This window comes from Arthrobacter sp. AFG7.2, from assembly GCF_002892835.1.
Taxonomy (GTDB): domain Bacteria; phylum Actinomycetota; class Actinomycetes; order Actinomycetales; family Micrococcaceae; genus Arthrobacter.
This window is the reverse complement of the sequence record NZ_PJMB01000001.1, coordinates 668,941-695,335: the sequence shown is the minus strand read 5'-3', so window position 1 is coordinate 695,335 and position 26,395 is coordinate 668,941. Positions and strand designations below refer to the sequence as shown.

The 26,395-nt window shown below is 65.4% G+C and carries 24 protein-coding genes; 15 read left to right on the top strand and 9 right to left on the bottom strand.

Annotated features, from left to right (window positions below; all coding sequences use genetic code 11):
* Positions 1–5: 5 nt before the first annotated feature.
* The 6 genes from CXX84_RS03310 to CXX84_RS03285 form a co-directional block, all read right to left on the bottom strand.
* Entirely contained in the window at positions 6–1,259 is a 1,254-nt protein-coding gene (locus CXX84_RS03310) for an ABC transporter permease (protein ID WP_102975258.1), read from the bottom strand.
* Positions 1,260–1,264: 5 nt separating this feature from the next.
* The gene (locus tag CXX84_RS03305) at positions 1,265–2,200 is read right to left on the bottom strand and encodes an ABC transporter ATP-binding protein (RefSeq protein ID WP_102975257.1); all 936 of its coding nucleotides are present in this window, start codon (positions 2,198–2,200) and stop codon (positions 1,265–1,267) included.
* 182 nt (positions 2,201–2,382) lie between these two features.
* Positions 2,383–4,788, bottom strand: coding sequence for an Ig-like domain-containing protein (locus CXX84_RS03300; protein WP_102975256.1), 2,406 nt, complete (start codon positions 4,786–4,788; stop codon positions 2,383–2,385).
* Between the two features lie 78 nt (positions 4,789–4,866).
* Positions 4,867–5,496, bottom strand: coding sequence for a hypothetical protein (locus CXX84_RS03295; RefSeq protein WP_146031809.1), 630 nt, complete (start codon positions 5,494–5,496; stop codon positions 4,867–4,869).
* Positions 5,497–5,929: 433 nt separating this feature from the next.
* Entirely contained in the window at positions 5,930–6,259 is a 330-nt protein-coding gene (locus CXX84_RS03290; RefSeq protein ID WP_102975254.1) for a hypothetical protein, read from the bottom strand.
* 177 nt (positions 6,260–6,436) lie between these two features.
* Complete coding sequence (locus tag CXX84_RS03285) at positions 6,437–6,781, bottom strand: hypothetical protein (protein ID WP_102975253.1); 345 nt, start codon at positions 6,779–6,781, stop codon at positions 6,437–6,439.
* A gap of 190 nt (positions 6,782–6,971) precedes the next feature.
* Between CXX84_RS03285 and CXX84_RS03280 the strand changes: the two genes are divergently transcribed.
* The 13 genes from CXX84_RS03280 (at position 6,972) to CXX84_RS03215 (ending at position 21,117) form a co-directional block, all read left to right on the top strand.
* Entirely contained in the window at positions 6,972–8,189 is a 1,218-nt protein-coding gene (locus CXX84_RS03280) for an MFS transporter (RefSeq protein WP_102975252.1), read from the top strand.
* Positions 8,190–8,271: 82 nt separating this feature from the next.
* Positions 8,272–8,976 (top strand): esterase/lipase family protein, encoded by a 705-nt coding sequence (locus CXX84_RS03275; RefSeq protein ID WP_102975251.1) that lies wholly within the window; start codon positions 8,272–8,274, stop codon positions 8,974–8,976.
* Positions 8,977–9,068: 92 nt separating this feature from the next.
* Positions 9,069–9,917, top strand: a complete 849-nt coding sequence (locus tag CXX84_RS03270) for an LssY C-terminal domain-containing protein (protein ID WP_223252952.1) — start codon at positions 9,069–9,071, stop codon at positions 9,915–9,917.
* A gap of 203 nt (positions 9,918–10,120) precedes the next feature.
* Entirely contained in the window at positions 10,121–10,678 is a 558-nt protein-coding gene (locus CXX84_RS03265) for an alternate-type signal peptide domain-containing protein (RefSeq protein ID WP_102975249.1), read from the top strand.
* 67 nt (positions 10,679–10,745) lie between these two features.
* Positions 10,746–11,351 (top strand): hypothetical protein, encoded by a 606-nt coding sequence (locus tag CXX84_RS03260; RefSeq protein ID WP_102975248.1) that lies wholly within the window; start codon positions 10,746–10,748, stop codon positions 11,349–11,351.
* Positions 11,341–11,985: a signal peptidase I gene (locus CXX84_RS03255; protein ID WP_102975247.1), complete on the top strand. Its 645-nt coding sequence runs from the start codon at positions 11,341–11,343 to the stop codon at positions 11,983–11,985. The genes CXX84_RS03260 and CXX84_RS03255 overlap by 11 nt, the downstream gene beginning before the upstream one ends.
* A 568-nt stretch (positions 11,986–12,553) precedes the next feature.
* Entirely contained in the window at positions 12,554–12,979 is a 426-nt protein-coding gene (locus tag CXX84_RS03245) for a DUF302 domain-containing protein (protein WP_102975246.1), read from the top strand.
* 10 nt (positions 12,980–12,989) lie between these two features.
* On the top strand, positions 12,990–13,688 hold the full coding sequence (locus CXX84_RS03240; RefSeq protein ID WP_102975245.1) for a class I SAM-dependent methyltransferase: 699 nt from the start codon (positions 12,990–12,992) through the stop codon (positions 13,686–13,688).
* 477 nt (positions 13,689–14,165) lie between these two features.
* Complete coding sequence (locus CXX84_RS03235) at positions 14,166–15,065, top strand: gamma-glutamyl-gamma-aminobutyrate hydrolase family protein (RefSeq protein WP_102975244.1); 900 nt, start codon at positions 14,166–14,168, stop codon at positions 15,063–15,065.
* A 189-nt stretch (positions 15,066–15,254) separates the two neighbouring features.
* On the top strand, positions 15,255–16,424 hold the full coding sequence (locus tag CXX84_RS03230; RefSeq protein WP_223252932.1) for a glutamate--cysteine ligase: 1,170 nt from the start codon (positions 15,255–15,257) through the stop codon (positions 16,422–16,424).
* 21 nt (positions 16,425–16,445) lie between these two features.
* A complete protein-coding gene (locus CXX84_RS19455; RefSeq protein WP_102975242.1) occupies positions 16,446–17,924 on the top strand; it encodes an aminotransferase class I/II-fold pyridoxal phosphate-dependent enzyme in 1,479 nt (492 codons plus the stop codon).
* A 24-nt stretch (positions 17,925–17,948) separates the two neighbouring features.
* Positions 17,949–19,727 (top strand): N-acetylglutaminylglutamine amidotransferase, encoded by a 1,779-nt coding sequence (locus tag CXX84_RS03220; RefSeq protein ID WP_102975241.1) that lies wholly within the window; start codon positions 17,949–17,951, stop codon positions 19,725–19,727.
* A 4-nt stretch (positions 19,728–19,731) separates the two neighbouring features.
* Positions 19,732–21,117, top strand: a complete 1,386-nt coding sequence (locus CXX84_RS03215) for a M20/M25/M40 family metallo-hydrolase (protein WP_102975240.1) — start codon at positions 19,732–19,734, stop codon at positions 21,115–21,117.
* A 3-nt stretch (positions 21,118–21,120) separates the two neighbouring features.
* Here CXX84_RS03215 and CXX84_RS03210 read toward each other — a convergent pair whose 3' ends face one another.
* The 3 genes from CXX84_RS03210 to CXX84_RS03200 all read right to left on the bottom strand — a co-directional run bounded on the left by CXX84_RS03210 (position 21,121) and on the right by CXX84_RS03200 (position 22,961).
* A complete protein-coding gene (locus tag CXX84_RS03210; RefSeq protein ID WP_102975239.1) occupies positions 21,121–22,026 on the bottom strand; it encodes a phosphatase PAP2 family protein in 906 nt (301 codons plus the stop codon).
* Between the two features lie 80 nt (positions 22,027–22,106).
* Positions 22,107–22,583: an SRPBCC family protein gene (locus CXX84_RS03205; protein WP_223252931.1), complete on the bottom strand. Its 477-nt coding sequence runs from the start codon at positions 22,581–22,583 to the stop codon at positions 22,107–22,109.
* Between the two features lie 36 nt (positions 22,584–22,619).
* Positions 22,620–22,961: an ArsR/SmtB family transcription factor gene (locus tag CXX84_RS03200; RefSeq protein ID WP_102975237.1), complete on the bottom strand. Its 342-nt coding sequence runs from the start codon at positions 22,959–22,961 to the stop codon at positions 22,620–22,622.
* 69 nt (positions 22,962–23,030) lie between these two features.
* Between CXX84_RS03200 and CXX84_RS03195 the strand changes: the two genes are divergently transcribed.
* Positions 23,031–24,032 carry an o-succinylbenzoate synthase gene (locus tag CXX84_RS03195; protein ID WP_102975236.1) on the top strand — a complete coding sequence of 334 codons (1,002 nt, stop codon included), beginning with the start codon at positions 23,031–23,033 and terminating at the stop codon, positions 24,030–24,032.
* A 177-nt stretch (positions 24,033–24,209) separates the two neighbouring features.
* Positions 24,210–26,285 (top strand): PhoX family protein, encoded by a 2,076-nt coding sequence (locus CXX84_RS03190; protein WP_102975235.1) that lies wholly within the window; start codon positions 24,210–24,212, stop codon positions 26,283–26,285.
* Positions 26,286–26,395 lie beyond the last annotated feature (110 nt).

Here is a 26,395-nt window from a genome sequence, read left to right as displayed (position 1 = left end):
CGCTTTCAGCGCGCTGTGGTGCCGGTGGCTGCCGGCAGGCGGCGGCCGCTGCTGAGCGCCGTCTTGATGTTGACCTTCGAGGCGTAGGAGATGGAGCCGTACTGGAAAAGCCGGACCGCGAGGAAGAACATCAGGACGGCTCCGATGTACAGGATCGCGATCACGATGGCTGCTTCCACGACGCCCAGCGAACCCAGGCCGTTGCGCAGCAGCGCTGTGACGGGCGCTGAGAACGGGAAGTACGTGAAGACCTGCACAATGAGCGCCTGCGGGTTGGAGAAGATCAGGGACACTGCATAGAAGGGAATGAAGATCAGCGCGATCATCACGGCCATGTAGTTTCCCGCTTCCTTGACCGTGGGCATGACCGCGCCGATCGCCACCAGGGTGTTGGTGAACAGGGCGAATCCGCCCACCAGGATCAGGAATCCGGTAATCATGGGCGCCGGTTCGAAGACCAGCGCGGAAAGGTCCAGGTCCGGAATGTTGATCTGCTCGCGGAAGAACAGGTACCCGATCACCACCGGGGACGTGAAAATGACCATCTGCAGGAGCCCGATCGCGAACAGCGCCAGGACCTTGCCGCTGATGAGGGTTGTGGGCTTCAGGGTGGTCAGGATCATCTCGGTCACCCGGTTCTCCTTCTCCTCCAGCGTGGAACTCAGCATCTGCCCGCCGAGGAGGATGATCAGGCCATAGAAGATGACCAGGAAGAACAACGGCGGCACCGCAGAGTTAAAGCCGCCGGATTCCACCCCGTCGTGGTACGTCTTCATGTCGATGGTGGCATCAGTCCCGGCCAGGGCAGAGAGCTCAGGTGATCCGATGCGGGCATTGACCGCCTGGGTGAGCATGGCCTGCGCGACGGCGGAGTACTTGTTGTTCTCGAACAGACCCTGGTCCGCTCCATAGACTTTGACCGCGTTCGTGGCCGGGTCCGCGGGGAAGTCGAAGAAGGCGTCGGTGCGCCCGGACCGGACAGCCGCCACCCCGTCCTCTGCGGAAGCCGCCGTCGTCGCTCCGAACACCGCTGCCTGTTCCGGCGGGATGAGCCCGGACGCGTCCGTGTAGGAGATGGTGAATTCGGCGCTCTTCTGCGCGTCGGCCGCGGTGTCGGTTGCGCTGTTGGAAGCGAAAAGCAGGCCAAAGACGATTGCCATGATGATGGGTACGGCCAGGGTCCCCGCCCAGAAGCGCTTCTTGCCGATGGTGCGGAAAAACTCGAAGGTGACCACTGTGCTGAGGTTGTGCTGTGCCATGCGGGTTATGCCTCTGCCATCTCGTAGGTTTCCGCGCCGGCCCTGTTCTGGTCGCCGTACACCCTGATGAAGATCTCTTCCAGGGAAATTTTGGTGGTGGCGAAGGAGCGCACTGCTACGCCGGAGGCCACGAGCTCCCGCAGGATGTCAGCCTCGTCGGCGTCGTCGCCGATGGACAGTTCGGAATAATTTGTTTCGTTCACGGTGACGGTGTAGCGCGGCGAAGCGGGGATGGGGCCGCTGTGCTTGACCCGGATGATCCGGCCGCCGAACTGGTTCTGCACCTCATCGATGGTTCCGTAGGCTTCGGCGGTACCGTTCTTGAGCAGGATGACCCGGTCGCAAAGGCGTTCCACTTCCTCCATCTGGTGGGTGACCATCACCACGGTGGCGCCCTTGGCCTTCTGTCCGTCGATGATGTCCATCAGCAGCCGGCGGTTAACCGGGTCAAACCCCTTGGTGGGCTCATCCAGGATCAGCAGCTCCGGATCATTCATGATGGTCACGCCGAGCTGCACCTTCTGCTGCTGGCCACCTGAAAGCTTGTCCAGCTGCGCCCCGGCCTTGTCCGCCAGGGCCACCCGCTCCAGATACTCGAGCGACCAGGTTTTGGCGGCGTTCCGGTCCAGGCCCTTGAGCCGGCCGAAGTAGGTCATGACGTCAATGACCTTTTCCTTCTTGTACAGCCCGCGCTCCTCCGGAAGGTAGCCCAGCCGGCCGCCGTCCTCCGGCCGGAAGGGCCTGCCGTCGATGTGCAGGATCCCCGCGGTGGGCTGGTAAATACCCAGCAGGGCGCGGATAGTGGTGGTCTTGCCGGACCCGTTGCTGCCCAGGAACCCGAACGTCTCACCCCGCCCGACGTCGAAGGACAGATCCCGGATGACAGTCCTGTCCCCGAAATCCATCCTGAACTGGTCAATGTGGACGAGTGCTTCGCTCATGGCTGTTCCCCAAAAAGTGCCGGTAGTGTCCTGTGAGTTTATCGAGCGCAAGTCCGGCCGGCTCGATCCTAAGGATGACACTTGGTCTTAGGAATGACGCCCCGGCGCGTTTTCAGCCGCGCCCCGCTCGCAGACGACCTGGAGCCGGTGGAGTACCAGCCAGCCGACCAGGGCCGTGCCGGTCAGAAATCCCTGTCCAGCGCACCGGTTTCCGTGACCGGAGCCGTTGACGTGGCTACCCCTGCCGGGCTGGTGACCGCCGCCGTCGGGCTCCACACCATGGTGGCGGCCGTGCCGAAGATGCGCAGGTTGTTGGCGCCGCTGGCAGCGCTGCCCAGGGTTACTGTCACGACCGTCCGGGGAACTCCGGCTATGGTGACCGTTGCGGCGCTCATGGTGGCGTTGATGGACGTTGCGGAGCGGTTCTTGACGAAATTCCCCCTGGTGTTGACCGCTCCCAGGTTGACGGCAGACCCGTTCCTCAGGACGTCAACGGTGTCGCCGCTGTTGCCCAGTCCGAGCAGGTTCCCGTCCCTGAGCCGGACGGTGACGGGCAGCGCGGCACCGGTCCATCCGGGGACAACGGAAGCGGGATCAATGGGTTGGCTGTAGGTGAAGGCCAGGACGTCGCCGGCGTCAAGTTTGCCTGCCACGCCTGATCGGTTGTCCGCCTGGATATCCACTCCCCTCAGGGGGCTGTTGTCCACCCTGCGGGAGGACACGGTTGCGGAGACGGTCACCCTGCCGGCGGCGTCGGTGAGTACGGCGCGGAAATCGTAGAGGCCGTCGGCCGCAGCGGTGGTGTCCCAGGTGCAGGAGAACGGTGCAGCAGCCAAAGTGCAGCGGGTGGTCCAGGTTGCTGCGCCCGCCGGTGCCGTTTGGATCTCCACCTTGGCGATGCCCGCCGTCGAATTGGCGGCCGCCTTCAGCGCCACGGTGCCGGTGAGGTAGGCGCCCGGATCCTCTACTGAAACGGAAGCGACAGTGTTGTCCACCGTCCGGCTGGCGGCCACCGTGGACACGGCGCTGTTTCCGGCCTCGTCCGTGGCTACCGCCCGGAAGCTGTATGTTCCATTTGCGATGGTGGTGGTATCGAACCGGCACGAATACGGCGACTCTTCCACTGTGCACAGGGGAATCCAGGTGGACGTGCCGGAGCGCAGGTACTGGAACTGCACGTTCGCCACGCCGGAGTGTGGATCCGAGGCGGCAGCGGCGAACGTAGTGGTTCCACGGAGGGCGGTGCCCGGATCAGTCAGGGTGACCGCCGGTGCACCGTTGTCCACCAGGACATCGGTGACGGTTTCCGAATACCTGGTGACAGTTCCGGAGACGGCAACTGCCCTCAGGTCATAGAAGTCATTGGCGAACTGTGCGGTGTTCCAGGCGCAGTTGTAGGGGGCTGCAAGGTTGGAGCAGAGGGTGCTCCAGCGGTTGGTTCCTGCCAGTGAATACTCCACCCGGACCGAGTAGGTACTGGTGCCTGGGCTGTAGAGGGAAGCGCTGAGGGTTGTGGTTCCGCGGACAACCTCGCCGGGATCGTTCAGGACAACGGAGAACGTATTGGCCACGGTGGTGGACACGGTGGCGGATGTTGCGGTGAGGCCGGCGTTGTCCGTTGCCGAGGCACGCAGGGTGTATTGCCCGTCCGGAACCCCGGGCGTATTCCACGGGCAGGAGTAGGGGGCAGTGGTCACCGTGCACAGTGCAACCCAGGTGTTGCTGCCGGCGGCGGCGTACTCGACGGTGACGCTGCGCACGCCCGTTTCGGCATCGTTGGCCTCTGCCGTTACTACGGTGGCGCCGCGGAGGGTCGGGCCGGGGTTGGCCAGGGTGACCGACGGCGGCGTCCAGTCCGGTGCTGCGCTGAAAGTGTTGGCGGCGCTCGCGGTGGTGGCAGTGAACGCGGCGGCTGAGAAGGCGCCCGCTCCCGCGATCACCAGGGTGGTCAAGGCGGCAACAATACCGGCGGCAGTGCCGGCCCGCAGCAGCGGGGGAGTGCCGCCGTCGTCCGACCCGGGGTCGCCGTCCCCGCCGTCGTTCCCGTCACCGGCTCCTGCCGCGGAAGGCTCCTTCGGCGCCCAGCCGAAAAGGGCGGCGACGACGGCGAGCAGCGTCAGCACGGACCAGAAGGCCAGAGCGGGGAATTTTCCGGTGCCCAGCCAGAGGCCGGGCAGGCCGATCGACGGGACGAGCAGCCGGGCCTGGCCGGTAATCTGCCCACGGTCCAGGGGAGTGCTGTCCACGCTGGTGTTGGCATCGCCGGCTGTGACGAAGGTGCCGTCCGTGTTGGCGGCCACGATCCGGTGCAGCCGGATCTTTTCCACCCCGCCGGGTTCGGCCGACGCCGGACTGCGGTACTCCACCACGCCGCCGACGGGCACGGGCTGCGATGGGTCGAGCCGCGCCGCCAGCACCATGTCCCCCGGAGAAATGTGCGGTTCCATGGAACCGCTCTGCACCACAGTGCCGTGCCAGCCGAAAAGGACAGGCAGCACCGCAAAAAGGGACAGGCTCAGCAGGACGCCCAAATAGAGCCGGGACGCCAGGGACGCGAAAAAAAGCGGCCAGCCGTCCGCGGAAAACAAGCGTCCTCCCCGGGAGAGAACCGGGGAGGACCCGGGCCTCTCCCGGTTCACAGCGCCGCTGTTGCCTGTCGACCTGGGTTACGGCGCCGGGGTGGGGGCGTTGTCCGACTGCAGTTCCCAGACCAGGTCGATGCCCACGCGGGCGCCCTGCAGTGCGTTGACCTCGTCCTGGCTCAGGCCGGTGGTGTCGAAGCGCCAGGTGCCGCGGTAGCTCTGCGTTTCTCCGGGCTTTCCTGCAGTCTTCCAGGCAGCCCCGCCGGTAGCGAAGTCCCGGTTGACTGCAGCAAGGGTTGAGAGCGGGTATTCGGGCACAGTGTTGGCCGTGGGAGTGAAGCCGGTGCAGTCGTTGAAGGTGCCGCCGGTGCCCTGTTCCAGGTCAAAGAAGATCCGGTTCTCCATCCCGCGGGAGGTGATGAGGTTCTGGGTGTAGGCGCGGACTTCGCCCGGAACGTTGGACTGGGAGGTGACCACGATGCACTTCTGCCCTGTCTGGCCCGGAACGATGTTTTCCACGGTGAACGCTGCTGCTCCGAGGTCGTCATCCGTGAGCACCACGTTGCCGGTGCTCCAGGAGTTGCCCGCATTGCGGGTCTGAGCGGTGAAGGCCGCCTGGGAGCCCTGCCAGACCATGCCGCCGGCGATGAGGATAGCGAGGGGAGCGGAGGCGAACATAGCGATTTTGCGCACGCGCGAAGAGGGAGAGTTCATAGCTGAGACCTTGCCTTGGACCGATAGGAGGGGGATGTTTCCTGCTCGGTCTGCCCCGCGGACCCCACCCAGGTGTCCGCCAACCCCCCAAGCGCTGACTCGGTCAGCGTACGGGAATCGCCGCCGTTAATCTACGGCGTGTGACACGTTTCATTCATGTCTTAAAACGCATATAACAGGTTTTGTCATGGCTGCCAGGGCGGCTGATTATGAAGCTGCTGCGCAGCCGCCAGATTCCGCCCTGCTGCACAGTGACTATGCGTCCGGCGCGGCTTGCTTGCCAGGGCGTGAAGGGTGTCCACTCAACTGTGAGTGCAGCTATCCGTCTATTCGGATACAACCGCACCCACAGCCAGTGGAAAATCAGAAGAAAGAGTTTGGCTGGCAGCCTGGCCCGACGACGGGGCGCTTCGGGTGCCGTTGCCCGGGACGTCTATGCGGCCATCAATGCAGGCGCGTGCGTCCTGCGGGCGGGATTGCGCGGCGCAAGGACACTGATGGTGCACGGTGCCTGCTGCGGATCAATCCTGGCCGGCAAGTGGTGGGTCTCAGAGGAAGAATGGAGCATCTCCAAAGCATCCTGGTCCACGTACGCGTGGGTGATATCCAGTTCCACGCCCAGGCCTTCCCGCAGGGAATTGGCGCGCTTGACTACTACATACAGTGCGTTGACGCTGTGAATGGTGATGTGCCCCTTTGCAATCACCTGTGCACGAGCGTGGTCGAGATCTACACGGACAACAATGTTCAGCTTGGAATTCAAGTTGTAAAGCCTTCCCCGGCATTGGCTGCGACGCTGCAGCTTCTTGCTATGGCCTGTTTCTTAAGCCTCAACCAGAGTAGGTGCAAGATGTGACCCATGCAACAGTTACGTATTTATTACACCGATTGGGATGCTTATTCCGTGACCCCACAGGCCGCTGACGGCAGCAGGTGCCGGTCAGCTCACAGCTTCGGGAAGCCTTCCGGTTAACACCGTGACCGGCGCCGCGGACCAGCGCTCGCGCTCCGGCTCGTAGGAGATGACCACAGCGGTGTCACTTTCCCTGGCCTCATCCATCGCCAGCAGCAAAGCGTCCTCCACATGCCGGGCGTATTCCAGCCGGTCGGCCAGGCTGCCCTGCAGGTGGGCATCATCAATTAGCACGTGGCCCTTGCCGTCCACCACAACCTTCAACGAATAGCCCTGGTCCTCCTGAAGGGATCCCCGGGTGGATGAAATTTCGGTGACTCTGTCTGCCCGGACCAGCCCGTTGCCGAGCGTGCGGATCCACACTTCACCCATCGAAAGACCTCCCGTTTGGTACGGGCGCGGGACAGCGCCCCATAAGGCGAACGCTACTCCTCCCGGCGGCATTTGTGACCCCTGAATTCTTTGCGGGGACGTGAAAGAGCAGCCGTTTAATCACGCTCACGGATCCGGGCTGTGGGCGGCAGCCCAACCGCACGGCTGGGCCGGCCATAGGATAAATCTGATGACTTCCCCGGACGACCCCCAGCCCTTCAGCCTGCGTGGCATCGCGGTGGCTGCGTTCGGGCCCACGCTGCTCTATGGCATCGGCACGGGCGCCATCCTGCCGGTTGTGGCCCTGAGCGCCCGCCATCTGGGCGCTTCGGTGGCCGTCGCAGCACTGATCGTTACGCTGATCGGCCTGGGGTCCTGGTTCTTCAACCTGCCCGCCTCCCTGGTGACCCTGAAATTCGGTGAGCGCTGGTCCATTGTGGGTGCCGCCGTCGCCGCCGGCCTTGCGCTCGCTGCCGCCGGACTGACCCCACTGGTTGCCGACGGGCTGTGGCTGCTCGCTGCGGCAATGGCCGTCGTCGGAATGTCCGGGGCGGTGTTCGGCCTGGCCCGGCAGAAGTACCTCACCGAAGCGGTGCCCGTGGAGTTCCGTGCCCGGGCGCTGTCCACCCTGGGCGGCGTGAACCGCATCGGGGTGTTCATTGGCCCGTTCCTGGGTGCGGCCGTGATGCAGATTGCCGGCATCAGCGGCGCTTACTGGGTGGGCGTCCTTGCCATGGCGGCCGCCGCCCTGCTGTCCCTCACCATTCCGGATCTGGCTGTTGAGCCAACGCCCGACGGCGGACACAAAGGTCCGGAGCCGACGCTGCGGAGCGTCGCGGTGTCCCACAGCGGGGTGTTCCTTTCGTTGGGCGTGGCGGTCCTCCTGCTCAGCGCCCTGCGCTCGTCCCGGCAGGTGGTGATCCCGCTTTGGGCCGACCACCTCGGCATGGACGCGACGTCCGCCTCCCTCATTTACGGGCTCTCCGGGGCGATCGACATGCTGGTGTTCTATCCCGCCGGAAAGCTCATGGACCGCAAGGGCCGGCAGTTCGTTGCCGTCCCCTCCACGCTGCTCATGGGTGCAGCACTGCTCCTGATTCCGCTCACCGGGTCCTTTGTAGGGCTGCTGCTGGCGGCGCTGCTGATCGGCTTCGGCAACGGGATCAGCTCCGGGCTGGTGATGACACTGGGAGCGGACTTCTCGCCGGACCGCGGCCGCGGGCAGTTTCTGGGGCTGTGGCGCTTCATGGCCGACGCCGGATCCACCGGCGGTCCCGTCCTCCTCTCCGGGGTGACCGCCGTTGCCAGCCTGGGCGCGGGGGTCTCAGCCACGGGCATCCTGGGGTTTGCGGCGGCGGCCGTGTTCGCCGTCGTCATCCCGCGGTTAAAGCACCGGCGGAACTACTGACGACGGTACTCCGCCGCGTCGGTCCGGCCTGTTTGGAAGCGGGATTAGCGGGTAACGAGCCTGAGGGCGATATCCTCGACAGATGGGTGAACGGGACGTGAGCACTCGCATCAGTCCGCTGCAGAAAGCCGTGTGGTGGGCGCAGGACTATGTCTACGCCGCGGTCTGCCAGGTCCAGGGCATGGTGTCCCGGGTGCAGCCGGGGTCCTTTCACCAGGGCCACCGCAGCCCTGTGCTGATCATTCCCGGCGTGTACGAAAACTGGCAGTTCATGATGCCGCTCATCCGGGCCATCCATGACGAAGGCCATCCCGTCCATGTGGTCACGGTGCTGCAGCGGAACAAACTGGACGTTCCCGTGGCGGCGCGGATGGTGGCGCAGCACCTTGAAGAGGCGGGACTGCAGGACGCAGCGATAGTGGCGCACAGCAAGGGCGGGCTGATCGGCAAGTACACCATGCTGAACCTGGACCCCGAGCGCCGTATTTCCCGGATGGTCACGGTATGCACGCCGTTCTCCGGGTCGCGCTACGCAAAGTACATGCTGCTGCCCACCCTGCGGATATTTTCCCCCAGCAACGCCCTGACGCTTGAGCTGGCCCGCGAGGAAACCATCAACAGCCGCATTACTTCCATCTACGGACCGTTTGATCCCCATATCCCGGAAGGCAGCATTCTTCCCGGCGCCACCAACATCGAGCTGCCCACTGCAGGTCACTTCAGGATTTTGGGTGATTCTGAGACGGCGCGAATCATCGTTGAGCAGCTGAACCCTGGGCAGCCGTGACTCCTGGTTTGGGCGACTCGAACGTGGGGGACTACAGCGCGGGGGGCTCGCAGGCTGTTCCGGACGAGCCTGACCATTCCCGCTTGAGCAGTGTGCAGGAGCGCCGGCAAAGCAGGTGGGCCACCGTTCTGGCGGTGCTGCAGCGGCTGCTGTACCTGGTGGTCACCGTCGCCGTGGGGTGGGCGGTGTGGTTCTTCCTGCTGTCCCGGCTCACCCGCGGTCCGGAGCAGGCGTGGGTGTTCCTGCCGGTGTGGCTGATCCTGGCCTACGCCCTGCTGCCGCGCATCCACAAGATTTTGAGCGGCCTCTACATTCCCGACTACTTCATTGGCAGGGCAAGGACGGGCGACGGCGTACTCGGCGACCCAGTAAACCTGGCCGTGGTGGGAACGAAGGAGGAGCTGCGGCGGGCAATGCGCACCGCAGGCTGGGTGGAGGCCGACCCCATCACCCCCGCCACCGCCTGGCACACTCTGACCTCAACTGTCCTGGGCCGGAGCTATCCCGCGGCCCCGGTCAGCTGGCTTTACGTCTTCGGCAACCGGCAGGACCTGGCCTTCCAGCGCGAAATCGACGGCAACCCGCGCAAACGCCACCACGTCCGGTTCTGGAAATGTCCGGCCGGGTGGATGCTGCCCGGCGGTCTGTCCGTGGATTGGGTCGGCGCCGGAACGTACGACCGCAGTGTGGGCCTGTCACTTTTCACGTTCCAGATCACGCACAAGATCGCCGACCGGACCGACGAGGAGCGCGACTTCATCATCGCCACGCTGCAGGCGGCCGACGCCGTGGAATCGGTCCACGTCATCCTGAACTACTCCAGCGGCTACCATCACCGCAACGGGGGAGGGGACGCCATCCGCACCGACGGGCACCTGCCCATCATCGATTTGTACGAGCCGGGACGGCCCGGGGGATTCGGGTCTGCGGCGTCCCCATAGGGTCTCCAAGCCCAGGTGTTTGGGGCTGCGGCGGCAGGCGGGACGGCAGTTTTTTCAGCCGCTTTGGGATAGCGCTTACCAGCCTCTGACCTGCTGTTTTATTCTTGCGGGAACCTTGATCAAATCCCATATCCGCTCCTGAGATTGGCCTTGCAGAGTAGTCCCCAGTTAGAGAAACACACAAAAGTCTGAGGGGACACACCATGAAGAACAGCACCCTGATCAAAGGCACCGCCGCCATCGCCGTAGGCGCAGCACTCCTGCTCGGCGGAGGCGGGACACTGGCGGCATGGAACGATTCGGTGTCGGCAGCTCCGGGGACCATCACGGCCGGAAACCTCGATATGGCGAAGACCGCGGCAGGAGTCTGGAAGGACCGCGCCAACAACACCATCGATGACATCAGCGCTTATCGGGTGGTCCCGGGCGACAAGCTCACCTTCACCCAGGACGTCGACGTTACGCTGACGGGCGACAAGATGGCGGCCAGCATCACGGCCCTCGGTACCGGCGAGCAGAACGGCTTCATTTCAAGCAACGTCGTCGTCACCGGTCCGAGCCTCACAGCCGGCGGCGCCCCAATTGCCAACCACCTGACGCAGTCGGCAGATGTCCAGAAGGTTACCGCCACGATTACTTTCGAGTTCCTCGCGAGCACCTCGGGACAGGTGGACGTCAACAAAACCTACAACTTTGGCAATGTTGGCTTCACGCTCCAGCAGGTAGTAGCTGGAGCCGGTCTCGTCCCCAAGCAGTCCTAGCAGAACGGGCGGGCGGCCTGGCTGCCACCTGCCATAAGTAGCAACTAACCAGGTCCAGGAGGACTCCATGCGCATCAAGCGCACACTGCAGGCGGCGGGCCTCATTGCCGCAGCAGTGATTTTGGGCCTCCTGACAGTCCAGGGCACCTACGCCCTCTGGGGTGCCACTGCAGTAGCATCCCCGGGAGCTGTTTCCTCCGCTTCCTTTACCGTCAATCTCACGGCTGCTCCGTCCGGGCAGGTCACCACCATGACCCTCCCGGACGGCCGGCCGGCGAATGTGGCCCTCACGCCGGGTTCGGCGCTGCTGCCCGGAACCTCGGTCCATGGCGGCGTGGTTGTCACCAACAGCACCGACGCCGGCGGAACCTTCAACACTGTGGCCACCGTTGGGCAGCCCACGGTCGCGAACGCCTCGGGGGGATCCCTGGCCCAATACCTGAGCGTCAACGCTAAAACCGCAGCCTCAACTGGCGACTGCAGCACAAGCAGCGGGTACGCACCCTTGCAGGCCGCGGGGTTTTCATCACCACCTGTTCCCAAAGCGGGCTCCACCGTCCTGTGTTTCCAGGTAGCCCTCAGCCCGTCCGCGCCGTCCACCGTGAAAGGACAAGCAGTGAACATCACCCTTCCGCTCACCGTTCGTCAGTGCGGGGTGCCAGATGGCTGCTGACCTTACCGAACGCCCGCTGACTCAAGGCGCCGCTTCCGTTCCGGACGCACCGAAGGCTGCATCGCCGTCGTACTCGAAGGAGAAAAGCACCGGTGCGCACGCACTGGCACTCCTGGGACGCATGGCCAGCCTGGCCGCAATGCTCGTTGCGCTGTTCGCTGCATCGGTCCTGATTGTGGTGCCCGTGGTGACGGCGTCGCACACGTACACCGTGCTGACCAACTCCATGGCACCCAAATTTCCGCCCGGCACCTTCCTGGTGATGAAGCCGGCGCCGTTCAGCGAACTCAAGTACGGCGATGTGATCACGTTCCAGCTTTACTCGGGACGGCCAGAGGTTGAGACCCACCGCGTCGTAGGCTTCGGCGCCACCCAAACAGGTGAAAAGACACTGATCACCAAGGGTGACAACAACGGCGCCACCGATACTGAGCCCGTCCGTGAAATCCAGGTCAAAGGCAAGCTGTTCTATGCCGTTCCCTACGTTGGCTTCCTGGCCAATGCCCTGGGCAATGCCGACCGCGGGCTATGGACCACCGTCGCGGCCATTTGCCTCATGGGTTACGGTGCGCTTCTGGTCTTGAAGTCGGTGCGGACGTCGCGGCGGCAGGACCCCGTGGCAGGGGCCGGATGATGCGGCGGTTCCAGGGGCTTCCAGGTGCTTCCGCCGCAATAGGTGCTTTTGTCCTGACTGTGCTGCTCGGCTTTGGCGGAGCATCCGCGTCCGCGTTGTGGCAGCAAAGCGCGACGGCGACAATGACGGTCACCGCTGCAGCAAACTGGCCCGGCCCGGCGGTGTCCCCAGTGACCTGCCTCAACGACAGCCCGCAGAAGACCGCGACCCTTAGCGTCTCCGCTCCGAGAAGCATCGCTGCGCTCACGTATGGTGCAGTCCAAGCGAACGGCGGCATCGCAACCGCTTACTCAGGATCAGAAGTCAGTGTGGCGGGATCCACTGGGTCAATCACGCTCACGGGGGCGTCCCAGATCATAAGGGACAGCTTCTACCAAGGGCGGCTGACCGTCCGGGTCACGGCAACATACTCAGACCAGACGCAGGCATCGTCGGACATAGTGCTGTGGCATGACACCAGCAACGGCAAAATTTACTGCCCATAGCGGCATTTCCCCACCCATAGCCAATACACCCCCGGGGTTGTACCTTGCGAGGGTACGCAGGACTGGGCGACTGAGGAGGCATCATGGGTTACACGCACACTGTTACCGTGCCGCTTGCGTGGGACGACGCCATGCAGCAGGCGCGGGAGGCCCTGGCCAGTCAGGGCTTCGGGATCCTTTCGGAGATCGATGTCCGTGCAACCTTTGAAGCCAAGCTCGGTGCGGAAGCTGCGGCCTCCGTTGGCGACTACGTGATCTTGGGCGCCTGCAATCCCGCGCTCGCCAGCCGTGCCCTTGCCGCCGAACCGGCCCTGGGTGCCCTCTTGCCGTGCAACGTCGTGGTCCGCAGCGGGGCTGGCGCCTCCGAAACCACCGTCCAGGCCATCGATCCCCAGACCATGGTGCAGCTGAGCGACAATCCAGCCGTCCGCGAGGTGGCGGACGACGCCGACACCCGTCTTCGCGCGGCCCTCGCCAGCCTTGGTGGCAGCGTCAGCCAGGAAAACTGAGAAGGAAAGTATGACAGGCGGCGGCAGCACGGGCCCCAATCCCGCCCGGGAACGCGGGCCGGCGGAACTGCAGCATCCCCGCTTCGCCCGCGCCTATGCCCGGGCAGTCGACAGCGTGAACCGCCGCGGCGGAACCGAACACCGGCGGGAGCTTCTGGCCGGACTGCGCGGGTTCGTCGTCGAAATCGGCGCGGGCGACGGATCCGGGTTTTCCTTGTATCCGGGGTCCATGACGCAGGTGCTGGCCCTTGAGCCGGACGACTATCTCCGGGACATCGCCACCACCAAAGCCAAGTCTGCACCGGTGCCAGTGAGCGTTCGTGCTGGGGTGGCCCAGCACATTCCGGCAGAGGATGGCAGTGTGGACGTCGTAGTGGCCAGCCTCGTCCTGTGCAGTGTCAGCGAGCAGGCTCCGGTATTGGCCGAGATCCGCCGGGTCCTGCGTCCTGGCGGAATCCTTGCGTTCTACGAGCACGTCCGCTCTGGCAACAGTCTGATCGGCAGGGTGGAAGACGTCCTGACTCCCGCCTGGCAACGGCTAGCGGGGGGTTGCCATCCCAACCGCGACACTGTTGCGGCCATCGAGGAGGCGGGTTTCAGGCCGGTGTCCAGCCGGCGTTTCACCTTCGCCGTCAGCCCGCTCTCCCCGAAAGTCGCCCACGTGGTGGGGTCCGCCGTCAGCCCTGGTCCCGCGCAGGATAAGCCGTAGCGCGGAGGCGGAACCATCCGGCGCGGCCGGCGTACCAGGAGTCGGTGGAAGTCCCGGCGCCGCTATGGGGGGATAACGACGCCGGGACGCTTGGGGGGCGTGCGCCCTGGCCCGAGGGGACAAACGTCCTCGCCGTCTGGACCTGAGCCAGGAGGCGGGCAGGTGGTGGGTGATACCTGGCGGAGCCCACTTCAAAACTCCGCCAGGAGAATGATGGGCTGCAAACGATCCTGCGGGGATGCGTTCTGCTGCCTGCCTGCTGCCACTGCCCGTCTCCTGACACCCCTTACTATCCATCGGGATCATCAAATTACCCACCAGTAATGCCTCAAGGTTTTGTCAAGGTTTTGCGGGCTGAGGCGGCAGTTCCCAGCTCCGGAAGTGACCAACAAGATACCTGCTTTTGACCTGCACGAAACATTCCAGCCAGCCCCCTCTCATATCCTTAAACGAGGGAAATCAGCTGGAGGAACCACCTTGGAAACAACCGACGCCGCAGTAAAGCCCATCATCGGGCTCACCACCTATCTGGAGCAGGCGGGCACCGACGGATGCGGCACTGTCAGTGCTGCATTCCTGCCCGAAACCTACCTCGCCCCGATCATCGCTGCAGGCGGCGTACCCACCCTTCTTCCGCCCCAGCCGGCAGTCCCCGGAGTCATCGAAGTGCTGGTCAGCCGGCTGGACGGACTGGTCATTCCCGGCGGCTGGGACGTTGATCCGGCCCTCTACGGGCAGGAAGCCCACGCCCAGACTGACAAGCCCCGGCCCGAACGGGATGCGTGGGAGCAGGCCCTGATCCGTGAAGCAATCCGGCAGGACATTCCGCTCCTGTGCATCTGCCGGGGCGAACAGCTTTTGAACGTGACCCTCGGCGGCACCCTGCACCAGCACCTGCCGGACGTCATCGGTGCCGGCCACTACCAGCTGGGCGGATATGAGTTCAACAGGATCCAGGTGGAAATCCGCCAGGGTTCCCGGCTGGAGCAGCTGATTGGCGCCACCCCGGGCCCGGTGCCCGTGTCCCACCACCAGGCCGTGGACAAGCTGGGAGAAGGCCTGATTGCGGCTGCCTGGACGGAGGACCAGGTGGTGGAGGCCATCGAATACCCTGCTAACACCTTCGCCATGGGCATCCAGTGGCACCCCGAAGAACTCCCTGAAGACTTCGGACTGTTCCGCGGATTCGTCGAAGCAGCCCGCGGGAAGCTGCTGTCCCGCCTGTGGCAGGCCACGCCGCCGTCGCCCGCTGTTTCCCAGGTGAACGGGGCGCAGGGGAGCGGAGCACAGCTGTCCTCCGCCCACATCGCTGCTTCCGCCCTCGCTGCCTCAGCAGTGCCGACGGCGGATATTGAGGTTCCGCCCAGCGCCTTCTGATGGTGCCGCACCCCAGGACGGTGGCCTCCGTGCATGCCGTCCGCGGCATTTTGGCTTGCGACCAGGAAATAAGCATGCTTACTATGCTGTAGTAGCGGAGGTTAAGCATAAGCCCCCCGGTTTCTTACCGAGGAGCGATGTGGCTGGATTACATAACAGCAGTTTCCCGCATGCGTCAGGCTGGGTCCGATGCGCGGAATCGCCGGAACGTGCGAGCTTACGATGATGCGTCGGGTAGGTATAGAAGAAGAGTTCCTGATCGTCGATAACGTCGACGGACATGCAGTGCCGCTGGGTGAAGTGCTGGACAGCCTGAGCGACGACGATGGCCTCAGCAGCGAAATGAAGCAGGAACAGATCGAGACCTGCACACTTCCGCGGACAAACCTCGAGGAGTTGGCGCAGGACATCACCAGGCGCCGCCTGAGTGCCGATGCCACAGCCCGTTTCGTCGGAGCCCGTTCAGTGGCGCTGGCAACCTCGCCGCTGCCTGTGCGGTCCACGGCCACCCCGGGGCAGCGCTACGAGCGGATGATCGAACGGTTTGGCCTGACCGCCGTGGAACAGCTGACCTGCGGCTGCCACGTGCATGTGGAGGTTGAGTCGGACGAGGAAGGCGTTGCCATCCTGGACCGGATCCGGATCTGGCTCCCGGTTCTGATGGCACTGACCTCCAATTCCCCGTTCAGCAACGGCGTGGACACCGGCTATGCGAGCTACCGCTCCCAGGCCTGGAACAGGTGGCCAACAGCCGGTCCCTGCGAGATTTTCGGTTCCGCGCAGGCGTACCACGCGCAGGTGGAGGAGATCCTCGGTTCCGGAGTGCTGCTGGACAAGGGACAGATTTATTTTGATGCCCGGCTCAGCCACCGGCATCCGACCGTGGAAATCCGGGTAGGGGACGTATGCCTCCACGCGGATGACGCCGTCCTCCTTGCCGCCCTGGTACGGGGTCTGGCGGAGACGGCGTCCCGGGATTGGCGCCGGGGCAAAGAACCCGCGCCGGTCTCGGCCTTGCAGCTGAGGCTCGCTTCCTGGCAGGCGGGCAGGTTTGGGCTTGGCGCCGAGCTGATAGACCCGCAGACCAATCAGCCCCGGCCTGCTTTCGAGGTGGTCATGGCGTTGCTGGAGCACATCCAGCCGGTGCTCGGGGAGCAGGGCGAGCTCAGCGCTGTTGAATTCCTGCTGTTCCAGCTTCTTGCCCGCGGGACCGGGGCAGACCGCCAGCGCACAGCCTTCGCCAATACCGGAAGCCTTTGCGGGGTGATCGCCGACGCCGTCAAGGTCAGCAGCCTCCCGGCCACCCTGCTGCGGGACGTGGCCGACCCGTCACTGCTGACCAGCAAACAGAACTCGTAAACATCGGAATCAGGAGGCCGCATGGACCAGAATGAAGCGCCGGTGCTTGATGCCCTGGCTGAACACCAGAAACTGGAGCGCTACGGCTTCACGCCGCCCGCCCACCGCCAGGGCCGCGGCGTTGACCCCCGGGTGCTGGAGGTGCTGGGGGAGCAAGCCTTCAAGTCCGACGTCGTTGCCTCCTCAGGGCTGGACGACCGGCAGTCCTCCAACGGCTACCTTTCCAAAGCCGAGGAGCTGATGGCCGACGCCGTGGGTGCGGACATGGCCTTCTTCACCACCTGCGGCAGCTCCCTGTCCATCAAGGCCGCCATCCTGGCCGTGACCCGCGGCGAGGGCGAACTCCTGATCAGCAGGGACGCCCACAAGTCCGTGGTTTCCGGGCTGGTGCTTTCCGGCTTGCAGCCGCGATGGATCAAACCTAAGTGGGACAACGAACTGAAGCTTTCGCATCCGCCGTCACCGGAAGTTGTGGAGGAGATGTGGCAGCGGTACCCGGACGCCTCGGCTGCCCTCATCGTGAGCCCCACCCCCTACGGCACGTGCGCCGACATCGAGGCCATCGCCGAAATTTGCCATAAACGTGGCAAGCCGCTGATTGTGGATGAAGCCTGGGGCGCGCAGCTGCCCTTCCATCAGGACACCCCCACCTGGGCCATGTCTGCCGGGGCCGACATCTGCGTGGTCAGCGTGCACAAGATGGGGCTGGGCTTTGAGCAGGGCTCCGTCTTCCACCTTCAGGGCAACCTGGTGGACCCGGTCCGCCTGAACCAGTGCGCCGACGTCCTCTCCACCACCAGCGCCAACACGCTCCTGTATGCGGCAATGGACGGCTGGCGCCGGCAAATGGTGCAGGACGGCAAAGCCATGATCGAGTACGCGCTGGAGCTGACGCGAGGGCTCCGCCGGGACATCGACGCCCTCCCCGGCCTCCACGTCCTCGAGGAGGAGCTTGTGCACGCCGAGGCCTCCCACGACCTGGACATCCAGCACATCATGATTGACGTCTCGAACCTTGGCATCAGCGGGTTCCAGGCCACGGACTGGCTGCGGGAAAACTGCCGCATCGACATGGGCACCACAGACCACCGCCGCACGGAAGCCGTTATTTCGGTATCGGATGACCAGGAAACCGCGGACCGCCTCCTCGCGGGACTCCGCGCACTTACCGAAGCTGCACCTGACCTTCCCCGACCACCCGCCGTCGTCATTCCGGATGAGGAAGAGCTCTACCTGGAGACGGTCATGCTGCCCCGGGACGCCTTCTTCGGGCCGGTGGAAGTCATCCCGTGTGAAGAGGCCCCCGGCCGCATCGCCGCCGAGATGGCCACGCCTTACCCGCCGGGAATCCCGCTCCTGCTGCCCGGCGAGCGGATCAATAAAGCCGCCATCGATTACCTCCGGAGCGGGGTGGAAGCGGGCATGGTCCTGCCGGATCCCGCTGACCCAACGCTCAAAACCATCAGGGTGGTTCGGGAAGAACCGCACCGATCGCAGTAAATCGCAAGGAACGAGGACAGCACCATGTGCGGAATAGCCGGCGAGATCGCCTTCAACGGGAGAACGGCCTCCCAGGAGGCGGTTCTGGACATGATGGGGGCCATGACATCGCGGGGACCCGACGGAAGGGGAACCTGGCATGCCGGCTGGGTTGCGCTGGGGCATCAGCGGCTCAGCATCATCGACCTCTCATCCGGCGGGACCCAGCCCATGCTCGACGACGGCGGCCTGGCTGTCACCTTCAACGGGTGCATCTACAACTACAAGGAACTGCGCCGCGAGCTGGAACCCGAGTTCACGTTCCATTCCACCAGCGACACGGAAGTGATCCTCAAGGCCTACCGGAAATGGGGCGAAGACTTTGTCCACCACCTGGTGGGGATGTTCGCCATCGCGCTGTTCGATTCCCGCCGCTGCGAGGTCCTCCTGGTCCGTGACCGGCTGGGCATCAAACCGCTCTATGTGGCGGAGCTGCAAGGACGGCTGCGCTTCGCCTCAACCCTGCCGGCGCTCGTTGCCTCGGGCGGGATCGACACGTCCGTTGATGAGGTGGCCCTGCACCACTACCTGAGCTGGCACTCGATCGTCCCGGCACCGCGGACCATCCTCAGCGGGATCCGCAAGCTGCCGGCCGCCACCATCCGGACCGTCCGCGCGGACGGCACCTGGCACGACCGCGAATACTGGAAGCCCTCCTACACCCGCCGCGACGAGCACGCCGGCTGGTCAGCAGGCGACTGGCAGGACGCCGTCCGGGATGCCCTGCGGACGGCGGTACGACGGCGGATGGTTGCGGATGTGCCGGTGGGCGTCCTTTTGTCCGGAGGACTGGATTCGAGCCTGCTGGTGGCCCTGCTTGCGGAGGAGGGGCAGCACGGGCTGTCCACGTTCAGCATCGGCTTTGACGGCGCCGGTGGGGACTCGGGAAACGAGTTCGAGTACTCGGACCTGATTGCCCGCGAATTCGGCACCCGGCATGAGCGCCTGCACGTGAGCACCTCGGAGTTCGCACCGTCCATCGGTGACGCCGTGGAGGCCATGTCCGAGCCCATGTCCAGCCACGATGTCACGGCATTCCACCTGCTCTCAAAGACCGTCACCGAGCACCTGAAAGTGGTGCAGTGCGGCCAGGGCGCGGACGAAGTCTTTGGCGGCTACGGCTACCACCAGCCGCTGGCAGGCGTTGGCCGGTCCGAAGCCCAGTCAGCCTTCACTGCTTCGTTCGTTGACCACAGCCACGAGAAGCTCCTCCGGATCCTGGAGCCGGAATGGTTCACCGGGCCCGACGTGAGCAGCCAGGTCCTGGCGTCCCATCTGGCTGAGGCCGGCGCCGACACTGCCCTGGACGCCGTGCTCCGGCTGGACACCCACCTGCTCATGGTGGACGATCCGGTCAAGCGGCTGGACAACATGTCCATGGCGTGGGGGCTCGAGGCCCGCGTGCCGTTCCTGGACCATGAACTGGTGGAACTCGCCGCGGCCTGCCCGCCGGAGCTCAAGGCATCCCAGGGCGGCAAGGGCATCCTGAAGGACCTGGGCCGGCAGATGCTTCCCGCTGCCGTGGTGGACCGACGCAAGGGATACTTCCCCGTACCAGCCCTGCGGCACCTTGAGGAACCGTTCATTTCGATGGTCCGCGACGCCCTGCACGCACCCGAAGCCAAGCAGCGGGGCATCTTCCGGCCGGACTACATCGACTCGCTGCTGGCTGACCCCAACACCCAGCGCACAGCGGTGAACAGCAATGTCCTGTGGCAGTTCGCCCTCCTGGAAATGTGGCTCCAGCGCCACGGAGTGGGGTAGCAGGATGGCGGCGAAGGACCCGCGCCTTCTGTCCGAACTGCGCCGTTCCGTGCAGGCGGACTTCGCTTCCGCTGTCGGGGAACTCACCGGGCTGGTCCGGATTCCGGCGATGGCCTGGGAAGCCTTTGACCCCTCCCAGCTGGACAAAGCAGCCGGGCAGGTAGCCGGCCTGGTCCGTGAAGCGGGGATTGCCGACGTCGACATCCTCCAGGCTCCCCGCCCGGATGGTTCCCCGGGCGCGCCGGCCGTGGTGGGCCGTTGGCCGGCAAAGCCTGGCCGGCCGACCGTCCTGCTGTATGCGCACTACGACGTTCAGCCGGCCGGTGACCTCCAACTCTGGGACAGTCCGCCGTTTGAGGCTGTCGCCAGGGGCGGCAGGCTGTGGGGGAGGGGAGTGGCGGACAACAAAGCGGGCGTGCTGCTGCACCTGGCCGCATTCCGGAATGTGCTGCGGGTATTGGGGGATGAACTGGGCGTGGGCGTGACCCTGTTCATCGACGGCGAGGAAGAAGCCGGCTCACCGAGCCTTCCGTCGCTGCTGCAGCAGCACGCTGGCCTGCTCAGCGCCGATGTCCTGGTAGTCGCCGACTCGGGGAACTGGAAGGTAGGCGTCCCGGCACTGACCACCAGCCTCCGCGGGCTGGTCCTTGGGACCATCGAGGTCCGCGTCCTGGACCACGCCCTCCATTCGGGAACGTATGGCGGTCCGCTGGTGGACGCCGTCGCCGCGCTGTCCAGGCTGCTCGCCACGCTTCACCACGACGACGGCAGCGTTGCCGTGGAGGGCCTGGCCGCATCTGATGATCCGGGGCCGCCGCTGTCCGAGGCTGAGTTCCGGGCCGACTCGGGGGTCCGGCCGGGGGTAAGGCTGGCCGGCTCGGGAACTCTGACGTCGCGGCTGTGGACCAAGCCTGCGCTGGCCATCATCGGAGTGGACGCCCCAAGCGTGGCGTTGTCCTCCGATACGCTGCTGCCGGTGGCCCGGGCCAGGTTCAGCCTGAGCCTGGCACCGGACAGCGACACCGCCGCGGCCATGGAGGCGGTGCGCCGGCATGCGGAGGCTCACGCGCCCTTCGGTGCCGAAGTGACGTTTACCCCTGGTGGGCGGACAGAGGGGTTCGCCGGAGACGCTTCGGCACCTGCCGCGCAGGCCATGCTGGCGGCGATGGAAGAGTCGTGGGGCGTGCCTTCTGTCTGCATGGGGGTTGGCGGTTCGATCCCGGCCGTGAACATCCTGAACAAGCTGTATCCGGAGGCGGACATCCTCATTACCGGGGCCGAGGATCCGGACTCCCGTGCCCACGGGGCCAACGAGTCGATTCACCTGGGTGATTTCGAGAATGCCATCCTGGCCGAGGCCCTGCTCCTCACCCGCCTCAACGCCGGGTGACTGTCAGCGCCCTGGCGAGGCCCGCCGTCGTGCGGCATACGCGAACAGGGACGTCGTGGCGACCGTGGCCAGGTAGCCGGCGATCACAATGAGTGAGATCCCGGCCCAGAAGTAGTGCGTGGTGCTGGTCTCCTGCCACGGTCCCGGTGCAATGCGGGCCAGTGAATACAGCGCCACCGCCGCCGACGCCAGCCCAATCAGCACCGGCAGCGTCAGCCAGACGCTGGCCGAACCGACGTGCCCGCCGAAGCCGTCCCACGCATTCCACGTCCCCCGCCGGATAATGAGCCAGCCCGCGGGAATCATGAACGCGCCCACCAGCAGGAACGCCGCCACCACATCCGCGGGCCTGTGCCACTGGTTGATCAGCGTGGACACGCCGGATGCGATGGCGAAGGTGCCGCCCACGAACCCGGCCATGGGGCGCCAGCGCGGTGAGGCCATGAGGAACACCGCGGCCGCGGCCGACGCCGCCAACGTGGTGTGGCCTGACGGCAGCGAATTCAGTTCGAGGGTGATCACGCCCTTGTCCGGGCGGGCCGGCAGCAGGTCCTTCAGCACCTGGGTGGCAATGTTCGCCCCGATGCAGGCAGCCACGGCAATCCCGGCCTCCGCCCAGCGCTTCCGAATGACCGTGACAAACAGAACCACGACGGCGGCCATCACCAGTGACACGGTGGGCAGCAGGTCCAGGAACCGGGTGGTGGCCTTGCCCGCCGGCCCGTGCAGTTCCACCGCTTCCACCAGCGCGGATTCGTCGATGAACTGGCCCGTGGTGGTCTGGACGAAGTAGTAGTAGGTGGCCATCAGCCCGGCCACGCACGCCAGCGTGGCGAGGACGAACAGGAAGCCCGACCCAGGTGCGGGTCGGGCTGCGGTCCTGCTGGGTGCCTGCCGTTGAGAAGTCATCGGTTCAAGGGTGTCACAAAAAGCTGGGATCCCGCCGCATGTGGGCAGCCCGCCGGGGGGCATCCCGGCCGCCCCGGTGCTTAACCCGGGTTCTGTGCGAGTTCCTCGAGAAGTTCGAACTGCTCGCGCACGCCGCCTTCCATGCCGGACCGGGCAATCAGGTCCCGGACTTCCTTGCTGCCCGCGTCGGTACGGATGCTGACCAGGGTGGCGCCGCCGTCGGCATCGCTGAAGGTGACGGTGTTGACCACAGCCCCTTCGTCGCTGTCAGGCGCCGGACCCGGCGTCTCCATGATCTCGGTGTGGACAATCCGCTCGTTCGGCACGATCTCCCGGTATGTGCCATGGAAGGCCACCTCGAACCCGCCGTGCGCCACCATCACGTACCGCCACGCGCCGCCGACCCGGAAGTCCATTTCCGCAACGGTCATCTCACCGCGCCGGCCTGCCCACCACTGCCTGACGAGCCCGGGGGTGGTCCAGGCCCTGTAGACCAGCTGCCGGGGTGCGTTGACGGTCCGGGTGAGGAGGATTTCCCGGTCGCTGGGAAAAGTCATTCCCAAGATGCCTGTCCGCGTCATTGCCCTGCTCCTTTACTCCTGCGTGTCTTCCTGCTGGAGGCCGGCTAGAACCCCATCCAGCAGCTCGAAGCGTTCCTCCCAGAGGTGCTGGTAGCCCGATACCCAGTCGTGGATGGGCTTTAGCGCCTGCGGGTTGAGGCTGTAGAGCCGCTGCCGGCCCTCTTCCCGCACCTCCACGGCACCCACCTCGCGCAGTACACGCAGGTGCCGCGAAACCTGGGGCTGGACCAGGCCCAGGATCTCCACGAGTTCCCCCACCGGCCGTTCGCCCTGGGTCAGGACGTCAAGGATTTCCCGACGGCGCGGCTCGGCTACCGCGTTGAACGCGTCAGTGGTGGTTGCTGCCCGTGCCATGCGCTCATCATATATCCATATGGATATGCATTGGAAGGGGCTGCCGGTTCCCGCTTGTACAGTGGGTCCATGCCTACTGACCCGCGTCCCCTGCCCGTGCTGGAGGAGCTGCTGGCCGGCGCCCACGTGGTGAGCCTGCCCATGCGGGTGAAGTTCCGGGGCATCATGGAGCGCGAGTCCCTGCTGCTGCAGGGGCCGGCCGGCTGGGGCGAGTTCTGCCCGTTCCCGGAGTATGGCGACGCCGAGTCTTCCCGCTGGCTTGCCGCCGCAATCGAGGCCGCCTGGTCCGGCTTCCCCGCGCCGCTGCGTTCGCTGATTCCCGTGAACGCCACCGTTCCGGCCGTCCCGGCAGAACGGGTGCCGGAGGTTCTGGCACGCTTTGGCAGGGTGGACGCCGTTAAGGTCAAGGTGGCCGAGCGCGGCCAGACCCTCGACGACGACGCCGCCCGCCTCGCCGCCGTCCGTTCCGCCCTGCCGGAGGCCGCCATCAGGGTGGACGCCAATGGCGGCTGGGACGTGCCATCCGCCGTTGAGGCCCTGACGCGGCTGGCGGAGGTCCGGCTCGAGTATGCAGAGCAGCCGGTCCCCACCATCGAGGGCCTGGCCGAGGTCCGCCGGGCAATGCGGTCCGCCGCAACCCCGGTGCTGATCGCCGCGGACGAGAGCGTCCGCAAGGAATCCGACCCCCTGCGCGTGGCGCGGGCCGGCGCAGCAGACCTACTCGTGGTCAAAGTGGCGCCCCTTGGGGGAGTGCGGCGCGCCCTGGAGATCGTGGCGCAGGCCGGGCTTCCCGCCGTCGTCAGTTCTGCGCTGGACACCTCGGTGGGCATCCGCGCAGGCCTTGCCCTGGCGGCCGCGCTCCCTGAGTTGCCCTATGCCTGCGGGCTGGGCACGGTGTCCCTCTTCGAATCGGACATCAGCGTGGATCCCTTGGTGTCCGACGACGGCGCCATCCGCCTCCGCGACGTCTCCGCCGACGCCGGGCTGCTTGAGAAGTACGCGGCATCGCCGGAACGCCGGGACTGGTGGCTGGCCAGGCTCCGCCGCGTCCACGCACTGCTGGCTCCCTAGGACTTTTGCGCCTTCCCGGTGGACCCCCGCTCACGTGTGGCTTGTCCCTGCGCCGACGCTTGACACCGTTCCTGCAGGTCACGCGCGGTTAACCGGAACTTCACTTCCCGGATGACTCCGCGTAGAAACCGCTTGACAGGGTGTGTGAACCGCATCGATTTTCCCTGGAAGGCCCCCATGTCTGAAACGACTGCCCGCAAGTTCACCCTGCTGCCAATGCTCGGCCACACGAAGGGCAAGCGCAGCGCCGTCACCTGCGCACTGAAGTGCGACAACGCCTGCGCCGGCGACGTCTGCAACACCAGCTCCAACAGCTACTTCCGCGATATCGCCTCCGCCACCATGTCCCGCCGCGCCGCCCTGGGCTTCGGCGCCGCCGGCGCGCTCGCCGTCGTCCTTGGTTCAGCAGCGACGTCGCCGGAGTCCGCCAACGCTGCAGGCCTGTCCAAGGCGGCAAAGGAAGGCTTCGGCAAGTCCAAGCTGCAGTTCACTGCCATCCCGTCAATTGACGCCGCCGTGGACGCCGTCACTGTTCCTGAAGGGTTCACCTGGCAGCCGGTGATCCGCTGGGGCGATCCGATCTTCAACGACGCTCCGCAGTTCGACCTGAACAACCAGACAGCCGCGGCGCAGGAGAAGCAGTTCGGGTACAACAACGACTACACGGACATCCTGGAGATCCCCGGCAGCAAAGGCCGCCGAGCGGTGCTTTTTGCGAACCACGAGTACACCAACGAGAACATCATGTTCCCCGCCACCATGCCCGCGGACCAGATGCGTGCTGTGGGGGCAGCCGCACACGGTCTCACCGTGGTGGAGCTGGAGCGCAAGAACAAAAACAAGCCTTGGACCTACGTCAAGGGCGCACCGCTCAACCGCCGCTACCTGAACAACACGAAGTATGAACTGACCGGCCCGGCAGCCGGTTCGGCGCTGGTCAAGACCGTTGAAGACCCTTCCGGCCGCGTCATCAGGGGAACCCTGGGCAACTGCGCCGGCGGCACCACCCCGTGGGGCACCATCCTTTCCGGTGAAGAGAACTTCCAGAGTTACTTCGTGGCGCCGGGTACGTCAGCAGGCGACAAGCGCTACGGCATCACCAACAAGCCCACCGCCCGCCAATGGGAACTGGACGAGCCGCGCTGGGACACCCGCAACCCGGGCTACGAGAACGAGGCCAACCGCTTCGGCTGGATCGTCGAAGTAGACCCGTTCGACGCCACCTCCACCCCGAAGAAGCACTCCATGCTCGGCCGCTTCAAGCACGAGGGCGCCAACGTGATCATCGCCGAATCCGGACACGTCGTGGCCTACTCCGGCGACGACGAGCGCTTCGACTACCTCTACAAGTTTGTCTCCAAGGACAAGTACCGGGAGGGCGACCGCAAGCACAACATGACCCTGCTGTCCGCGGGCAGCCTCTACGTGGCCCGGTTCACCGGCAACTCCCCGGCCACGGAAATCACCGGCACCGGGGCCGTGCCCTCCGACGGTGCATTTGACGGCATTGGTGAATGGCTGCCGCTGGTGGTGGACGGGGCCTCAGCCGTTCCCGGCATGTCCGTCGAGGAAGTCCTGGTCTACACCCGTCTGGCCGCCGACAAGGTTGGCCCCACCAAGATGGACCGCTGCGAGGACGTGGAGCCCAGCCTGCACACCGGCAAGGTCTACGTGGCCTGTACCAACAACTCGAACCGCGGCGTCGGGTCCAACGAGGGTGCCACCGAGGTCAACCCGCGCACCCAGAACCGCGACGGCCACATCGTGGAAATCACCGAAACGGGCGGCCAGACCTCCACCACGTTCACCTGGAACCTGCTGATGGTCTGCGGCGATCCGGCGCAGGGTGACGTCACCTACTTCTCGGGCTTCCCGGTGGACAAGGTTTCTCCCATCTCCTGCCCGGACAACCTAGCGTTCGACTCCGTGGGCAACCTCTGGATCTCCACCGACGGCGCCCCCTCCGGCATCGGCCGGGCGGACGGCCTGTTCAAGGTCACCCTTGACGGCGCCGAGCGCGGCAAGGTGGAGCAGTTCCTTGCCGTCCCGCGCGACGGCGAAACCTGCGGCCCCATCATCCATGACGAGGAGCGCACCGTCTTCGTCGCCGTACAGCACCCGGGCGAGGACGGCACCTTCGATGCGCAGCTGTCCTTCTTCCCGGACTACGTTGCGGCAGGTGCGACGCCGGCCCCAGGCCAGGCGCGCGCACCCCGTCCGTCCGTGATCCAGGTGTTCCGCACCGACGCGTAGGCCCCACTGCGACGCTCTATCACTTAACAGGGGTTTTCTGGCGACGCTCTATCACCTGCCGTCCGGCCTTGGGCGGCAGGTGATAGAGCGTTCCGGTTAAACCCACATCA

Bases quoted from the DNA above. Each gene is read 5' to 3' on its own strand.
- CXX84_RS03310 (WP_102975258.1), bottom strand. From the start codon at position 1,259: ATGGCACAGCACAACCTCAGCACAGTGGTCACCTTCGAGTTTTTCCGC.
- CXX84_RS03305 (WP_102975257.1), bottom strand. From the start codon at position 2,200: ATGAGCGAAGCACTCGTCCACATTGACCAGTTCAGGATGGATTTCGGG.
- CXX84_RS03295 (WP_146031809.1), bottom strand. From the start codon at position 5,496: ATGAACTCTCCCTCTTCGCGCGTGCGCAAAATCGCTATGTTCGCCTCC.
- CXX84_RS03285 (WP_102975253.1), bottom strand. From the start codon at position 6,781: ATGGGTGAAGTGTGGATCCGCACGCTCGGCAACGGGCTGGTCCGGGCA.
- CXX84_RS03280 (WP_102975252.1), top strand. From the start codon at position 6,972: ATGACTTCCCCGGACGACCCCCAGCCCTTCAGCCTGCGTGGCATCGCG.
- CXX84_RS03275 (WP_102975251.1), top strand. From the start codon at position 8,272: ATGGGTGAACGGGACGTGAGCACTCGCATCAGTCCGCTGCAGAAAGCC.
- CXX84_RS03265 (WP_102975249.1), top strand. From the start codon at position 10,121: ATGAAGAACAGCACCCTGATCAAAGGCACCGCCGCCATCGCCGTAGGC.
- CXX84_RS03260 (WP_102975248.1), top strand. From the start codon at position 10,746: ATGCGCATCAAGCGCACACTGCAGGCGGCGGGCCTCATTGCCGCAGCA.
- CXX84_RS03255 (WP_102975247.1), top strand. From the start codon at position 11,341: ATGGCTGCTGACCTTACCGAACGCCCGCTGACTCAAGGCGCCGCTTCC.
- CXX84_RS03245 (WP_102975246.1), top strand. From the start codon at position 12,554: ATGGGTTACACGCACACTGTTACCGTGCCGCTTGCGTGGGACGACGCC.
- CXX84_RS03240 (WP_102975245.1), top strand. From the start codon at position 12,990: ATGACAGGCGGCGGCAGCACGGGCCCCAATCCCGCCCGGGAACGCGGG.
- CXX84_RS03230 (WP_223252932.1), top strand. From the start codon at position 15,255: ATGCGCGGAATCGCCGGAACGTGCGAGCTTACGATGATGCGTCGGGTA.
- CXX84_RS19455 (WP_102975242.1), top strand. From the start codon at position 16,446: ATGGACCAGAATGAAGCGCCGGTGCTTGATGCCCTGGCTGAACACCAG.
- CXX84_RS03220 (WP_102975241.1), top strand. From the start codon at position 17,949: ATGTGCGGAATAGCCGGCGAGATCGCCTTCAACGGGAGAACGGCCTCC.
- CXX84_RS03215 (WP_102975240.1), top strand. From the start codon at position 19,732: ATGGCGGCGAAGGACCCGCGCCTTCTGTCCGAACTGCGCCGTTCCGTG.
- CXX84_RS03210 (WP_102975239.1), bottom strand. From the start codon at position 22,026: ATGACTTCTCAACGGCAGGCACCCAGCAGGACCGCAGCCCGACCCGCA.
- CXX84_RS03205 (WP_223252931.1), bottom strand. From the start codon at position 22,583: ATGACTTTTCCCAGCGACCGGGAAATCCTCCTCACCCGGACCGTCAAC.
- CXX84_RS03200 (WP_102975237.1), bottom strand. From the start codon at position 22,961: ATGGCACGGGCAGCAACCACCACTGACGCGTTCAACGCGGTAGCCGAG.
- CXX84_RS03195 (WP_102975236.1), top strand. From the start codon at position 23,031: ATGCCTACTGACCCGCGTCCCCTGCCCGTGCTGGAGGAGCTGCTGGCC.
- CXX84_RS03190 (WP_102975235.1), top strand. From the start codon at position 24,210: ATGTCTGAAACGACTGCCCGCAAGTTCACCCTGCTGCCAATGCTCGGC.